The sequence below is a fragment of the Escherichia sp. MOD1-EC6098 genome (assembly GCF_002965865.1).
In the GTDB taxonomy this organism is placed as follows: Bacteria; Pseudomonadota; Gammaproteobacteria; order Enterobacterales; family Enterobacteriaceae; genus Escherichia; species Escherichia marmotae.
On the sequence record NZ_PTSN01000002.1, the window covers coordinates 131,542 to 145,987 of the forward strand.

10 protein-coding genes and 3 pseudogenes are annotated in these 14,446 nt (G+C 47.2%); 5 read left to right on the top strand and 8 right to left on the bottom strand.

The window, feature by feature from the left end; genetic code table 11:
- Positions 1-44: 44 nt before the first annotated feature.
- The 5 genes from C0K55_RS03380 to C0K55_RS03400 all read right to left on the bottom strand — a co-directional run bounded on the left by C0K55_RS03380 (position 45) and on the right by C0K55_RS03400 (position 5,596).
- Positions 45-290 (bottom strand): antirestriction protein, encoded by a 246-nt coding sequence (locus C0K55_RS03380; RefSeq protein ID WP_069723089.1) that lies wholly within the window; start codon positions 288-290, stop codon positions 45-47.
- The gene (locus C0K55_RS03385; RefSeq protein ID WP_069723090.1) at positions 290-1,108 is read right to left on the bottom strand and encodes a DUF932 domain-containing protein; all 819 of its coding nucleotides are present in this window, start codon (positions 1,106-1,108) and stop codon (positions 290-292) included. Before C0K55_RS03385 ends, C0K55_RS03380 begins: the two co-directional genes overlap by 1 nt.
- Before the next feature lie 90 nt (positions 1,109-1,198).
- Entirely contained in the window at positions 1,199-1,423 is a 225-nt protein-coding gene (locus C0K55_RS03390; RefSeq protein ID WP_069723091.1) for a DUF905 family protein, read from the bottom strand.
- Between the two features lie 78 nt (positions 1,424-1,501).
- Positions 1,502-4,351 (bottom strand): calcium-binding autotransporter Cah, encoded by a 2,850-nt coding sequence (cah, locus tag C0K55_RS03395; protein WP_105283413.1) that lies wholly within the window; start codon positions 4,349-4,351, stop codon positions 1,502-1,504.
- 372 nt (positions 4,352-4,723) lie between these two features.
- Positions 4,724-5,596, bottom strand: a complete 873-nt coding sequence (locus C0K55_RS03400) for a GTPase family protein (protein WP_069722842.1) — start codon at positions 5,594-5,596, stop codon at positions 4,724-4,726.
- A gap of 330 nt (positions 5,597-5,926) precedes the next feature.
- Here C0K55_RS03400 and C0K55_RS03405 point away from each other — a divergent pair, with 330 nt between their 5' ends.
- A complete protein-coding gene (locus tag C0K55_RS03405; protein ID WP_000282126.1) occupies positions 5,927-6,109 on the top strand; it encodes a hypothetical protein in 183 nt (60 codons plus the stop codon).
- 228 nt (positions 6,110-6,337) lie between these two features.
- Here C0K55_RS03405 and C0K55_RS26465 read toward each other — a convergent pair.
- Together C0K55_RS26465 and tnpA are read right to left on the bottom strand one after the other, a co-directional pair.
- Positions 6,338-6,412, bottom strand: a pseudogene (locus tag C0K55_RS26465) (IS66 family insertion sequence element accessory protein TnpB); the annotation flags it as partial.
- Entirely contained in the window at positions 6,409-6,828 is a 420-nt protein-coding gene (gene tnpA, locus C0K55_RS03415) for an IS66-like element accessory protein TnpA (RefSeq protein WP_001685882.1), read from the bottom strand. The gene tnpA and the pseudogene C0K55_RS26465, both read right to left, overlap by 4 nt.
- 85 nt (positions 6,829-6,913) lie before the next feature.
- Between tnpA and C0K55_RS03420 the strand changes: the two are divergent.
- A pseudogene (locus C0K55_RS03420) lies at positions 6,914-7,666 on the top strand (IS30-like element IS30 family transposase); the annotation flags it as partial.
- Between the two features lie 12 nt (positions 7,667-7,678).
- Here C0K55_RS03420 and C0K55_RS03425 read toward each other — a convergent pair.
- Positions 7,679-7,936 (bottom strand): annotated as a pseudogene (locus C0K55_RS03425) (IS3 family transposase); the annotation flags it as partial.
- A 406-nt stretch (positions 7,937-8,342) separates the two neighbouring features.
- On the opposite strand from C0K55_RS03425, the gene C0K55_RS03440 reads away from it, so the two are divergent.
- The 3 genes from C0K55_RS03440 to C0K55_RS03450 all read left to right on the top strand — a co-directional run bounded on the left by C0K55_RS03440 (position 8,343) and on the right by C0K55_RS03450 (position 14,430).
- Positions 8,343-11,675 (top strand): helicase-related protein, encoded by a 3,333-nt coding sequence (locus tag C0K55_RS03440; RefSeq protein ID WP_040079666.1) that lies wholly within the window; start codon positions 8,343-8,345, stop codon positions 11,673-11,675.
- 3 nt (positions 11,676-11,678) lie between these two features.
- Positions 11,679-12,365: a DUF4391 domain-containing protein gene (locus C0K55_RS03445; protein WP_069722841.1), complete on the top strand. Its 687-nt coding sequence runs from the start codon at positions 11,679-11,681 to the stop codon at positions 12,363-12,365.
- A gap of 73 nt (positions 12,366-12,438) precedes the next feature.
- Positions 12,439-14,430: a site-specific DNA-methyltransferase gene (locus C0K55_RS03450; RefSeq protein ID WP_023486403.1), complete on the top strand. Its 1,992-nt coding sequence runs from the start codon at positions 12,439-12,441 to the stop codon at positions 14,428-14,430.
- Positions 14,431-14,446: the final 16 nt, after the last annotated feature.

A 14,446-nucleotide genomic window follows, 5' to 3' on the forward strand; every position in this document is an offset into this window, starting at 1 on the left:
GCTGGCAACATCACGTTCATCACTGACCGTGAGACCCGGCAATATCAGGGATGAATGATATTCGTCTGAAATTCCGGACAGCCGTACGCGTAACCGTTCCGGTCACAGACGGATGGCCAGATGCCATTGTCTGTACTCAGTCTGCACAGACTGAGTTCTCCGGGACGGTAAAGCAGACGGGTACACCAGGCGCACAGGTCATCATCAGAAATGGAACGACACCCCAGCAGCGCCTCCGGGGCGTCGGGTGATTCTGGTACCTGAATCACGCCTTCAGAGACAGGCTGCATCAGCGCATACTCTCCAGCAGCGTTTCTGCCATTACCCACAATGCGCGGTTGAGCTTAATATCGGTATCAATGCTGTGAATGGCACGGGTGTGGATACGTTTTCCTCTGGCACTGCGACCGGAAATCCCGCCTTTCAGCATATTCTCCTGGATGGTCTGATAAGTACTCCACAGGTCCTTACCGTAATCCTCCCGGCGTCGTGGCGTCAGAATGTCGGCGGTGGTGACGGGCTGATGTTCGTCACCATAACGGTAAGTCAGTGCCGCCTGTGCCAGCGCCTGGCGTGCCGGTGGCGGCAGGACCAGCGACTGCATGGCATCACGCTTTTCCTCAATCCGGTCAAAAACCCCCACCACTTCGTAAGCCCCTTCGATAACTTTCTCCACCACATTTCCCCGGTGTGGAACACGCACTTCCCCCAGAGACTGACCGCAGACCAGGCCATTGGTACAAATGGCACGGAAATATCCGGGTAACATCTGGTAGCTGGATGAACCGTCATGGGAGTTGAGCAGAATAATTTCAGGCACATGCTGACCGGTTATCTGTCCGGCCCGCCGCAGGCGCAGCATGTGTTTTGTGTATCCCCGGCGGCCCGGGTCACGTACGCGGGTCTGGCAGGCAAAGAAGGGCTGAAAACCTTCCCGCTGCAGGCTTTCCAGCACGGTGATGGTGGGGATCCAGGTATAGTTCTCGCTTCTGGATGTGTGCTTATCTTCCCCGAATACGCTGGGGACGACCTGCATCAGTTCTTCACGAGTTAAGGGGCGGTCACGGCGTATCTGGTTCGCATAACCAAAACGACTGGCTAATCGCATGATTTATTCCTTATGAATGAGTTAGCGGTATAAATGAAAAAGCCGCGTCTCCCGGAGAAGACGCGGCCTGATGGGGGAAATGAATGACGTTTATTGTCTGAGAAGCCCTTCACTGGCGAGCCGCGTATTAAGTTGTTTGCCGGCATCGGATTCAAAATTCCAGCACCGCCAGCGTAGCTGCCCTTCAGCATTACGGATAACCAGCCGGAAATGCGTTCCCTGGTCATCTTCAGTAAACACATTGCGGTAAGCTGTTGTGACGGCAACCGCCTGTTCGCGTGAGAAAGGGCCTTCGGCAATAAACGTGATGTACAACCCGGCATATCTGTTGCTCCCTGAAAGTAAAAAGCCCCGGTCATGATGACCGGGGCCTGAAGGGGAGTGACCTGATTATCAGAAAGTCACATTCAGCGTGGCCTGACCGTTATAACCTTCAGCGCTGCTGCCGCTGACGCTGTGGGCATAACCGGCCTGAACGCCCAGGGTGATATTTTCCCGGACACGGGCTTCCAGTCCGGCCTGCAGGTCCAGTGACGTGCCATTCTGGGACGGTGAGAACGTCATGTTACTGCCGGCGGCGGCTGTACCCATGCTCATGTCACCCCGGGAGCTGAAAGTGCGGATAACAGAAGGCTGTACCCACCAGTTCACCGGCAGTTCACTCACACGGTGCTTTGCACTGTCGCGCAGAGTGTCACGGGATGAGGTGCCTTCGCCAAAGGTCATATCGTTGTGGCTGCCCAGACGGAAACCGGCACGCACATGTTGTGCACTGCCATGCCCGAACTTCACATAACCGGCGTTATCCTGGCCGTCATCCAGGGAGAGTCCCTGCCAGGTGTACTGCAGTTGTGGCTCCAGCATCAGGTTGTCAGTGATACTGAAGGGCAGACCGGTTTCCAGTGAGCCCAGCCAGCCCCAGCCCCGGGCGCGGAAGTCGTTATTGTCCGATGACGCTTTCATGCTGTGGCAGGTTCCCTGTGCCACAATGTCAGCCCACAGGCCGGAGGACGTGTGTACCAGATTCAGATATCCGCCCAGACTGCCGGCATCATCCCGGACCGTGCCGGCGCGGGAGCCGTCATCATCCTTAACATCAACGGAAGAATGGCCTGCAGCACCATATACCCCTGTCGTCAGAGACATACCGGCCACCTCTGTTCTGAGCAGGTCACCCTCCAGACGGACGAAGCCATAGCTGCCGCTGCTTTCCGGCGTGGCCCCACGGGCAATACCACCGTTGTTATCGTGCCCGAGATGACCGCCCTGAATGCTGAGACGGACGCTGTTATTTTCACCGTTTACACCGGTCTGATGGCTGCGGGAGCCTGCCAGAATCCGGTCATAGTCCATTGCCTGTGTCAGCATGGATGTATACAGGGGGACTTCAGCACGATAAGCATTTTCACTGCGCAGGTACCAGTCTTCATCGCTGTCACGGTTCAGGGTGTAGTTAAAGGCGCCGGCCTGAAGCGGGCGACTCAGGGCAAACGCACCTTCTTCTGTGGTGGCGCCATTCTGTGCATCCACAACCCGGATACCCTGTCCGGAGGTTGCCACCCCGAGGTTACTGTTTCCGACATTTGTAAACGCAAGCCAGGTTTTGCCGGTTGCCTGACCACCATTAATCACCAGCTGGTCAGAGGTATTGCTGCCATCAAGGCGAACACGCATATTGATGGTGCCACCCTGACCGGTGAGGTTACTGGTTGTCAGTTTATGGAACGTTACCGGGGCGTTGCCTTTTGCAACAGCACGGCTCAGTACGGCGTCCGGTGTTGTCTGATTATCAAAGTAAATCTCCCCTGCGTTAACAATATCGCCGGTACTGACCACATCACCATTCAGTACCATGCTGGCGCCTTTACTGAGCTGTGTTCTGCCACTCAGACTTCCCCCGGCAGCCAGCGTCAGTGTTCCACGATATCCGACAGTGGTGTTACCGGCCTGTCCCCCGGCATTAACCGTAAAGCTGCCGCCATTTTCCAGTAGCAGGCCGCTGGCCTGACCGGATATGCCATCAATACTGAACTTACCGCTGGCATTGGTCCCCTCAACAGTGGCACCACTGTCTGCAATCAGGGCACCACCGGATGTCATGGTGACACCTGTCGCCTTACCACCGGCAGACACTGCCAGGGTACCGCCGTCATCCACCAGGGTATTCTGTGCTGAATGGTTCTCCAGTACATCCAGACGACCGCCATTTTCCAGAACGACGTTATCTGCCATGCCATTTCCCACGGAGAAATGCCCCAGGCAGTTTGTGCCGGTGACAGTTGCAGCAGTACTGGTAACCAGTGCACCGCCCGTGTTCTGGGTGACTGCAGTGGCTTCCCCGCCGGCATGTACCCTCAGTTCACCGTTCTGATTTATGGTGGTGTTACCAACAGCACCACCTGCCTTAACAACCTGCCAGCCCCCCTCGTTAATTACCGTGTTCAGCGCAAGTCCGTCCTTGTGCACATACTGGTAACCGCCATTCAGTGTGGTATTCAGGGCCCTTCCGTGTACCGACTGGTCACCACCTGCGTAAATGAGAGTGTCACGGGCTATCCCGGAAAATAAGATAATCTGCCGTCCATTTTTGTTGATGGTGGTGGATTCTGCTGTTCCCTGGACCTTCTGCCCCGTGTACGAGTTGTCAGAATCCGGGCCGCCTTCTGCGCCGGTGTTGATGATGGTTCCTGTTGCCAGCCCGCCACTTTTAACGCTCTGGTAACCGTCGCGGTTGATAATTGTACCGGTGGCAACCCCGCCCTCATGAACCCACTGCTCGCCTCTGTTATTCAGCGTGGTGTTCACCGCCAGCCCGTTCAGGCTCTGTCCCCCGCCGTCACGAATAACCGTATCACTGGCTGTTCCCCCCTCCAGCACGACCTGACGACCATTTGTGGTGACAGTGGTGTTTCCGGCTATCCCGCCATTCTGTATCCATTGCCCACCGGTGTTTTCTTCACTGTCCGGCCCCAGTTCCAGCCCGGTACTGATGGTCATTCCGTTGGCCGTACCGAAGACAATCTGGTTGTCGTGATTTGTCAGTGTTCCGCCGCTCACGGTTTCTCCAGCCTGTACAACCGTGTCAGCAGCCAGTGCCGGGACTGAAGTGGCGGTGGCAAGAGACAGCGCCAGCGCCACGCCAGTACGTTTCCCCCGTGAGCGGGCCAGTTCGGAAGCCACCACCAGGGTGCCCGTAATGTGATTCCATACCAGCCTGTAGCTGGTGTTCAGATGTCGTTTCATCAGCTTTTCCTTACAGAGGGTGAATAAAAAAGCCGGTACCCACAAAAGTGGATACCGGCAGGTACAAAACAGCATGGTCAGATAAAGTGGTTTTTCCCGGACATAAATGCTTCCCCTCTCTCATCCGCCAGAGAAGTATCAGTCCGTTGTGTGCAATTCCGTTCTGCATGATGAAGAGATTCAGCTGCCTTTTCGCAGACCATTAACCACTATAAACGATCGATAGCAACGATCGATACCTATTTTATCGATCGTTTTATTCTATTAACAGCAAAGCAGTCACGCAAGAGAAACAGGAGGGGTATGAGGTGTTTGTGTCATGTTTTCAGTTGGTTAACGCAATGTAATCGGGTATTTCCCCTGGCAGACTGTTCAGAAGAAAATCCAGTTCCATACAGCGCGGGCAACAGAGACCACCGAGTCACGGACGGCACGCAGAACCGTGCGTGCAACAGAGGCAATACAGACGCTCTCCGCCGTGTCAAATATCCGGTCCACCGCACCGGTAAACTGTTCACGGGCCTGAGACCGGACAGATTCCGTGCGCAGTTCGTCCTGCAGGCGGGTCATCAGGGGACTGGCGGCATGGTCGGGAAGCGCTGTCATGAGCGCACTGACCAGCGTATCCAGTTCCCAGCCGGTGCGGGCCGATACGGCAACAACAGGATGTACGGGCCGGAACAGACGGAATACCACCTCCGTTTTTTCGCGAATGTTCTGTGCCTGTGCGGGAGAAGGCTGAATGCCGGCCATATCCCATTCATGGCAGGGTTCGGTTTTGTCGGCCTGTGTCACCACAAACAGCACCTGCTGATGTCCCCGGTGCAGGATGTGTCGCCAGAAATACTCATCCACAGACAGGGCACGGTCATCGGCTTTAATCAGCCACAGTACCAGGTCAAGTTCAGGCAGAATGTTACGGTACAGGGCTTCATACTCTGCATCCCTGTCCCGGCTCTCGCCCACCCCGGGCAGGTCAGTGATAATCATGCTGTGACCGTGGCCACTCAGACGGAAGCGCCGCACTTCCCGGGTGCCGGCGTGAACATCACTGACCGGGGTGACCTCCCCCTGAAACAGCGCATTACAGAGTGAAGATTTACCGGCCCCGCTTTTCCCCATAATGCCAATCACGGGTTCGTGGCTGGTGAGTTTACGCAGATGTTCCAGGATGTGACGGGAAAGCGAATAAGGCAGGGAGGAGAGCGGTTTTTCAATTGCCTCAATGGCATCAGACGGATTCATATATGTATTCCCGGTGAAAAAAGACAAAACCCCGCGCACCGGAAAGGTGGCGGGGGATTCACGGAGATAATATCTGTCTGAAATTATTTAGGATGCAGGTATCTTCAGATAATCGCACCTCCAGAATTTTATTCTTAATAGTTGAATAGTGGTATTTGGTTTCCCTGAGAGAATATAAAGGTGAATCATGCTGTATTGAGTTTGATTCTATTTGTACTGAGACAGGTATCTTCATGATTATAATCAAAAGTCGGGTGGATTGGTCTGGCGCTCATTATTTTTTCGAATAAACTCACTAATTATTGTAACAATCCCAAAGGAGATGATTTTATGTATAATTGTGGTGAATCATATTCAGAATACGACATATCATTATCTGACGATGAAAACTATAACGATGACTATTATCGTGAACGCCCGTGCCCGGGAGAAGTTTTCGGCTATGATAATACTGAGGATAATGATGAGGCGGCATCTGATTATGCATTAAAAATAAATGAAAACTCTGATTAAGACGGGGGTAACTGATAATAAGACAATCAATGACAGATATTAATGAATGAACATAATCAGGCGCTCAATACTTGATTTAATCTGGGCGCCTGATTAAAATCCGAGGTGACATATAATAATTTTCATCAAAATAGTTTTTATGTACTAACTAAGCAGGATTTAAACCTCTATTTCTGGGCATTTGTTATCACTTAATCCATTACTGCTCCTCCTTCAGCATATGTCGTATCCGTTGAAGGATTTACGCATATCGGTAATGCCGGCACCCAGCCAGATGCGGGTACCTGACGGGAGTGAGATCATTGTCCCCTCCCGCTCAGTTCACGGAGCAACACTGTGAGCAGATCTGGTGAAGGATTTTCCAGCGTCATGTTACCGTGACGGAACTCCACCTTGCAGGAGCTGGCACTGACAGTAGTCTGGGTGGATAAAGACGGAGTAAGAGCAGCCACCGGTTCTTGCGGCTCATCCGGCGTTATCTCCACAGGTAATAATTCAACGCCAGTGTCAGAAGAGGTTGTTACCGGAAGACGCCGCGATATACGCCCTTCGTTTTGCCAAAGTCTGAGCCATTTGAAAATAACATTATCATTGACGCCATTTTCTCGAGCAATCTGGGCCACACAAGCACCGGGTTGTGATGCCAGTTCAACCATACGAAGTTTGAATTCATTCGAATACTTTTTACGAGGTTCTTTTCGCCAGTCCTGTAATTCCATACTTAGATGTCCGTCTGTGTCAGATGGGCGTCTAAGTTACCAATTCTTGTCTAATGGCTACATACGGCGGTCGGTTTACGCTTACCTTGTTCTGGAAAAGCTGGAGATGAAATGGTCTCCAGAGCAAATATCAGGATGGTTAAGGCGAACAAAACCACGTCAAAAAACGCTGCGAATATCACCTGAGACAATTTATAAAACGCTGTACTTTCGTAGCCGTGAAGCGCTACACCACCTGAATATACAGCATCTGCGACGGTCGCATAGCCTTCGCCATGGCAGGCGTCATACCCGCAAAGGCGAAAGAGGTACGATTAACATAGTGAACGGAACACCAATTCACGAACGTTCCCGAAATATCGATAACAGACGCTCTCTGGGGCATTGGGAGGGCGATTTAGTCTCAGGTACAAAAAACTCTCATATAGCCACACTTGTAGACCGAAAATCACGTTATACGATCATCCTTAGACTCAGGGGCAAAGATTCTGTCTCAGTAAATCAGGCTCTTACCGACAAATTCCTGAGTTTACCGTCAGAACTCAGAAAATCACTGACATGGGACAGAGGAATGGAACTGGCCAGACATCTAGAATTTACTGTCAGCACCGGCGTTAAAGTTTACTTCTGCGATCCTCAGAGTCCTTGGCAGCGGGGAACAAATGAGAACACAAATGGGCTAATTCGGCAGTACTTTCCTAAAAAGACATGTCTTGCCCAATATACTCAACATGAACTAGATCTGGTTGCTGCTCAGCTAAACAACAGACCGAGAAAGACACTGAAGTTCAAAACACCGAAAGAGATAATTGAAAGGGGTGTTGCATTGACAGATTGAATCTACAGTAGCCTTTTTTAATATTTCATTCTCCATTTCAATGCGTTGTAGCTTTTTCCTCAGCTCACGTATTTCGATTTGTTCTGGTGTTATCGGAGAGGCTTTTGGTGTTTTGCCCTGACGCTCATCACGCAGTTGTTTGACCCATCTTGTCATTGTGGAAAGGCCAACATCCATAGCTTTGGCGGCATCTGCCACCGTGTAGTTCTGGTCAACAACCAGTTGAGCGGATTCGCGTTTAAACTCTGCGCTGAAATTTCTTTTTTTCATTGGAGCACCTGTGTTGTTCTGAGGTGAGCATATCACCTCTGTTCAGGTGGCCAAATTCAGTGTGCCACTTCACTCGAACCCCAAGACCGGCAATGGAATCGCTTTGTAGAGCTAGAGTTAGTGCCGCATCCTCGTATTGAGCACAGCGAAGCGATTGAGCTAGACTATGGCATGACGGGGGGCGCTCTAAAGGTTGAGATTAGAGCGGCCTCGGCAGGCTACTTACTCAGACAATGGAATGTGGATTGTTCTACCAACGCCACACTCCAAGATGGTGGAGCTCAATTGTACTTAAAGAACAGAGCAACACTTTATGGAGTTAAAAACATCATGCTAGCTCCAGGGATTGAAAAAGAACTTGGTAACTAATGCACAAAAACGAACTTGGCGCAGGGAATAAATTTTGATGAAAATAATCGATAACCTTAACAACCTATTAGGTGACGAGCTTCAACAGACGCTGACACCGAATACAAAGTTAAAGATTGCTGCGTCTTGCTTTTCTATTTATGCGTATGAGGCTCTCAAAAAGGAGTTAGCGAAGATAGACTCACTTGAGTTCATCTTCACATCACCTACTTTTGTCGCAGATGAAGTTACCGATAAATTCAAAAAAGAAAAACGAGAGTTCTTTATTCCCAAAGCAGGGCGTGAACGCAGCCTTTACGGAACTGACTTTGAAATACAGTTAAAGAACAAGCTCACTCAAAAGGCGATCGCCAAAGAGTGTGCAAACTGGATCAGAAAGAAAGCGACATTCAAATCAAACAAAACTGATTCTCCAATGCAGTCGTTTGTTGTGACGGAAGCACCTAGACAGCAAACAGAGACAATGAGTGCAGTTTTTGCTCCGGTTAGCGGGTTTACGGCGGTTGATCTAGGGTATCAGCGAGGAAATGCTATTTCGAATTTTGTGCAAAAAATCGATGAGCCAAATTTCACAGCCCAGTACTTACAGTTATTCGACCAAATTTGGAAAGACCCTGCGAAGCTTCAAGATGTTACTAAAACAATTTGCGAGCATATAGAGTCTGTCTACCAGGAAAACTCGCCTGAGAAAGTCTATTTCATTATTTTGTATAACATTTTTAATGAGTTCCTTGATGATATTACAGAGGATGTATTACCAAATGATCGAACCGGCTATCAGGACACCTTGATTTGGAACAAGTTATTCAACTACCAAAAAGATGCCGCGACTGGGATTATCAATAAGTTAGAGACCTATAACGGCTGCATTCTGGCTGATAGTGTTGGTCTTGGTAAAACATTTACAGCGTTAGCTGTCATCAAGTATTACGAGCTCAGGAACAAGTCCGTACTTCTACTGTGTCCGAAAAAATTGGCAGATAACTGGCTCAACTTTAATCGAAACTTAAAGACAAATATCTTTGCTAAAGACCGTTTTAGTTACGATGTTTTGTGTCACACAGATTTGAGCCGAATCTCTGGCGAATCCTTCGGTACTCCGTTGAATAGAATAAACTGGGGTAACTATGACTTGGTCGTCATTGATGAGTCGCATAACTTTAGAAATAACGATGCAGTGAAAGATCGAGAAACCCGATATCAGAAACTGATGAATAAAGTTATTCGGGCTGGCGTGAAAACCAAAGTCCTGATGCTATCAGCGACACCAGTGAATAATAGATTTACTGACCTGAGAAACCAGCTTGCGTTAGCTTATGAAGGCGAGTCGAGCAATCTCACAAAGCATCTTAAAACCACAAAAAGCGTAGAACAGATCTTCAACCAAGCACAAGCCGCATTTAACGCTTGGTCCAAACTCGACCCAGAGACGCGAACAGCTAAAGCCATACTCGATGCCTTAGATTTCGACTTTTTTGAACTGCTTGATAGCGTCACTATCGCTCGCTCACGAAAGCACATCACAACATTCTACGACACAACAGATATTGGCCATTTCCCTGAACGTAACAAGCCAATCTCGTTTCATTGTCCGCTTACTACTCGTTCGGATGTAGTTAGCCTGAATGAGATCTTTGAACAGCTTAAGCTACTCAAACTATCTGTTTATGCGCCAGTGAGTTATATCCTCCCGAGTAGATTGAAGAAATATGAGGAGATGTATGACACGGAAGTTGAAGGCGGAAAAGGTAAGTTAAAGCAAAGCGACCGTGAAAAAAGTTTGGTTGCATTGATGACAACGAACCTCCTAAAGCGTCTTGAGAGCTCCGTATACTCGTTCAGAAGCACCTTGCAATCTCTCCATGATAACCATGTTCGTGTTCTAGGTATTATCGACGAATTCTATAAGCGAGACGGGCAAACCGAAGTGAGCAGTCTCGTTGAAGCGCTAGAGTCTATTGAAGCAGATGAAGACGATATGCCTTCTTATCACGATATGGAAATCGGTAACAAAATCAAAATTAAGCTAATGGATATGGATCTTCCATCCTGGCAGCAGGATTTAGATGGCGATTTGGAGCTGATCAAAGGGTTACTAGATTCTGTTAGCAAAATTAAGCCAGAAGAAGATGCTAAGTTGCAGCATCTGAAATCACATATTGCTGCAAAAATAAATAATCCGATAAATCCTGGAAACCGGAAAATCATCGTGTTCACGGCGTTTGCTGACACCGCTCAGTATCTGTACGAGCAGTTGTCACCTGTGATGTTAAGCGAGCATAGAATCCATACTGCGATGATCACTGGTGGTGCCAGTTTACCTAAGACCACCTTAAAAACCGGACGAAAAGGTTACGACACACAAGAAGTGCTCACCTTGTTTTCTCCAGTTTCCAAATCGAAAGCCAGTGTATTACCTGACGAACCCGCTGAAATCGATTTGTTGATTGCTACAGACTGTATCTCTGAAGGGCAGAACTTACAGGATTGCGATTACTTAATTAACTTTGATATTCATTGGAATCCAGTTCGGATTGTTCAGCGCTTTGGGCGTGTTGACCGTATTGGCTCGGCGAATAAATGTATTCAGTTAGTTAACTACTGGCCTGATATATCGCTGGATGAGTACATCAACTTAAAAGAACGTGTTGAAAGTCGAATGACGATTGTTGACGTAACAGCGACCGGTGATGACAACGTTCTAAGTTGTCAAGCGAATGATGTGTCGTACCGTAAAGAGCAGTTAAAGAAACTACAAGAAGAAGTCATCGAGCTTGAAGATTTAAAAACGGGGGTTTCTATCACCGATCTAGGTCTAAACGAATTTCGAATGGACCTGCTAAATCTAATGAAACTCTACGGCGAACCAAGAAATGCACCAAGCGGCATGCATGCGGTGGTTGAGGCTAAGCCAGAATTAGGGTTATTGCCTGGCGTGGTGTTTGCGCTGAAAAACGTTAATAACAGTATCGATAGAGATCTGCAAAACAGGCTCCACCCTTATTACCTTGTCTATGTATCGAATGAAGGGGACATCGTCGCTAATCATTTTGAGGTAAAGAGACTATTAGATTTAATCCGAAGTAGCTGTAAAGGTCAAACAGCACCGCTCAGTGAGATTTGTGCTTTATTTAATCGCTTAACGCAAGACGGTCGAGATATGCAGTGTTACTCTCACCTTCTAACAGATGCCATAAAAAGCATGGTTGAAGTTAAGGAAGAAAAAGATATTGATAGTTTGTTCAATGGTGGCGCTACCTCAGCTTTAGTGAATACATTTGCCGGGCTTGATGACTTTGAATTGCTGGCATTTATTGTGATCCAGCAAAAGCACCTGATGGAAAATAGTGCTCAGGATGAGGTTAGCTAGTTTATGAACTCACCTTGGATATTTCCTGACAACGCAAAGTTCGGTCGAGTCGTGCCTAAGAACAAAATATATGAGCACAGCGCGGCAAGCACTGGGTTGAAGTCACTTTTTGTAGAGCAAGTAGAGCAAATCCTTTGGGCTTACAAGCTATCGCCTAGCACGCTGAATATTCCTCAAACCAGTGAGGTCAGTGAAATACAGGTTTTCAGTGTGAAGCTTAAAGGTGACTCGATAGACGACAGCGTACTAAAAGCCATTGATTTGGCGATACCTTTTCCCATTCTATTTGAGGTATGGGAAGCTCGCGGTGAGCAAGGCCACTACGTTGCTTGCTATAAGCGTAAGGCAGAAAATGATCAGTCAAAATGGTTTTGTAGCCGCTATTTACGTTCAGAAACCTTCTATTCAAGTGATTCATTAGCAGTGACTTCAGAAGTTTTGGGTTTGCCTACCGCTATCGATATGGCGGAGCTGTATCAAAAGCTTCTTACTCGCTTGTTACCCATACCCCAACGAGCCGCTGAGAGTATAGAAGAGGCTATTCAACGCCTGGAGGCAATTCAGGCATTGGAAAAGCAAATCTCGCAATATAAGAAGAAGGTTCATGCCGAGAAACAGTTTAACCGCAAGGTTGAGCTCAATAAGCAGTTAAAGAATTTAAGGTGCGAGCTTCAAGAGTTACTCGCATAAAGAATAAACAATTTCAATCAGTTAAATAGTGCCACATGCTTTTTATGCAAGGCATCACGCAAAAGGTGAACACATGGACAAATTAAAGATGCACAGCCCCGACATGACGCAGCAAAACATAGAGAAAATTCAGGCGTTGTTTCCGAACTGTGTGACGGAATCAAGAGGAGCTAACGGAGAGCTAAAGTTAGTCATTGATTTTGACCAACTTAAACAAGAGCTATCAAATTCAATCGTTGAAGGCCCGCAAGAGCGCTATCAGCTGAACTGGCCCGGTAAGCGAGAAGCACTACTAACAGCGAATGCACCTATTGCCAAAACCTTAAGACCTTGTCGAGAAGAAAGTGTCAATTTTGACACCACTAAAAACCTCTTTATTGAAGGCGATAACCTTGATGCATTGAAACTGCTACAAGAGGCATATATTGGAAAAGTCAAATTAATATATATTGATCCACCTTATAACACCGGTAATGACTTTATATATGAAGACGATTTTTCTGAAAATGCAGAGAGCTTCTTAATAAAGTCCAACCAGAAAGATAGTGATGGTAATAAATTAGTAGCGAATACAGAAGCTAATGGCAGATTTCACTCGGATTGGCTAAGCATGATGTACTCACGTTTGAAATTGGCTCGTAATCTACTAAGTGATGAAGGAGCTGTGATTATCTCAATTGATGAGAATGAACACAGCAACATAGTGAAATTAGGTGGTCTTATATTTGGCGATGAAAACTTTTGTGGCGAAATAGTCTGGAAAAATAGTAGTAAAAATGACCAGAAATATGTCTCAATACAACACGAATACCTTGTTATATTTGTTAAATCAAAGCAAAACAATAAGGGGGATTGGGTTGAGAAAAAAGAAGGCCTAGACCAAATTTATCAAGCGTTTGATGGTTTTAAACGCAAACATGGCAATGACTGGGATGCAATACATGCAGATGCGCTTGAATGGTATAGGAGTTTCCCTGCATCCAATCCAATTTCATCAAGTAAACATTATAGCTGGATGGACGAGCGCGGTGTATATTTCCCAGATAATATTTCAGGCCCAAACGATGGTCAGTATGTTTATGACGTCATCCATCCTGTGACTAACAAACCATGCAAAATGCCTTCTACAGGATGGCGCTATCCAGAATCAACGTTAATTGAAAGAATAGCTGATAATCGAGTGCACTTTGGAAAGGATCATAAAACTGTTCCAAACAATAAAACGTATCTAAAAGATACTGAATATCAGAGCCTTACGAGCATGCGCTTCGTTGATGGTCGCAGCGCTTCTAAAAGGCTGCAAACCCTTTTCGGTGATAAAGTTTTTACAAACCCTAAAGATGAAATTTTATTAAAAGATTTATTTAAAGCAATTGGTGTATCAGAAAAAGATATAGTCCTTGATTTCTTTGCAGGTTCTGCATCGACGATACATGCTGTTTTTGAACTCAATAAAGAAACTGGCAGTAATTGTTCGTGTATCCTAGTGCAGCTTCCAGAAGATCTGAAAGAAATGTTAAAAACGGCTAAAGGTTCTGCTAAGAAAGTCACGCAGAACGCTATCAATTATTTGAAAAATAAAGGCCTACCACAAACAATTAGTGAAATTGCAAAAGAACGTATTCGACTTTCGGGGCAAAAGTATACCGAAGATTTCGATATTGGATTCCGAGTTCTCAAAGTAGATACCTCCAACATGGCGGATGTGTACTACTCTCCAGATCAAGTTACTCAGGGTTCGTTAGACTTATTGGTAGATAATATTAAAGCAGACCGCACTGATGAAGATTTACTTTTCCAGGTTCTACTTGATTGGGGCGTCGATTTAACCTTGCCAATTAGAAAAGAAACGATTCAAGGTAAATCGGTATTCTTTGTCGATGATGATGCACTGGTGGCCTGTTTTGATCTGCGCATAAATGAAGCTTTGATTAAAGAGTTAGCCACAAAAGAGCCACTTCGCGTAGTGTTCCGTGATGACGGCTTTGAGTCTGATGCAGTAAAAATCAATGCTGAGCAGATTTTCAAGCAAGTGTCGCCACATACTGAAGTTAAAGCGATATAAGGAGGGATCATGACAA

Excerpts from the sequence above, each read along its gene's own strand:
- C0K55_RS03380 (WP_069723089.1), bottom strand. The coding sequence starts at position 290 with ATGCAGCCTGTCTCTGAAGGCGTGATTCAGGTACCAGAATCACCCGAC.
- C0K55_RS03385 (WP_069723090.1), bottom strand. The coding sequence starts at position 1,108 with ATGCGATTAGCCAGTCGTTTTGGTTATGCGAACCAGATACGCCGTGAC.
- cah (WP_105283413.1), bottom strand. The coding sequence starts at position 4,351 with ATGAAACGACATCTGAACACCAGCTACAGGCTGGTATGGAATCACATT.
- C0K55_RS03400 (WP_069722842.1), bottom strand. The coding sequence starts at position 5,596 with ATGAATCCGTCTGATGCCATTGAGGCAATTGAAAAACCGCTCTCCTCC.
- C0K55_RS03405 (WP_000282126.1), top strand. The coding sequence starts at position 5,927 with ATGTATAATTGTGGTGAATCATATTCAGAATACGACATATCATTATCT.
- tnpA (WP_001685882.1), bottom strand. The coding sequence starts at position 6,828 with ATGGAATTACAGGACTGGCGAAAAGAACCTCGTAAAAAGTATTCGAAT.
- C0K55_RS03440 (WP_040079666.1), top strand. The coding sequence starts at position 8,343 with ATGAAAATAATCGATAACCTTAACAACCTATTAGGTGACGAGCTTCAA.
- C0K55_RS03445 (WP_069722841.1), top strand. The coding sequence starts at position 11,679 with ATGAACTCACCTTGGATATTTCCTGACAACGCAAAGTTCGGTCGAGTC.
- C0K55_RS03450 (WP_023486403.1), top strand. The coding sequence starts at position 12,439 with ATGGACAAATTAAAGATGCACAGCCCCGACATGACGCAGCAAAACATA.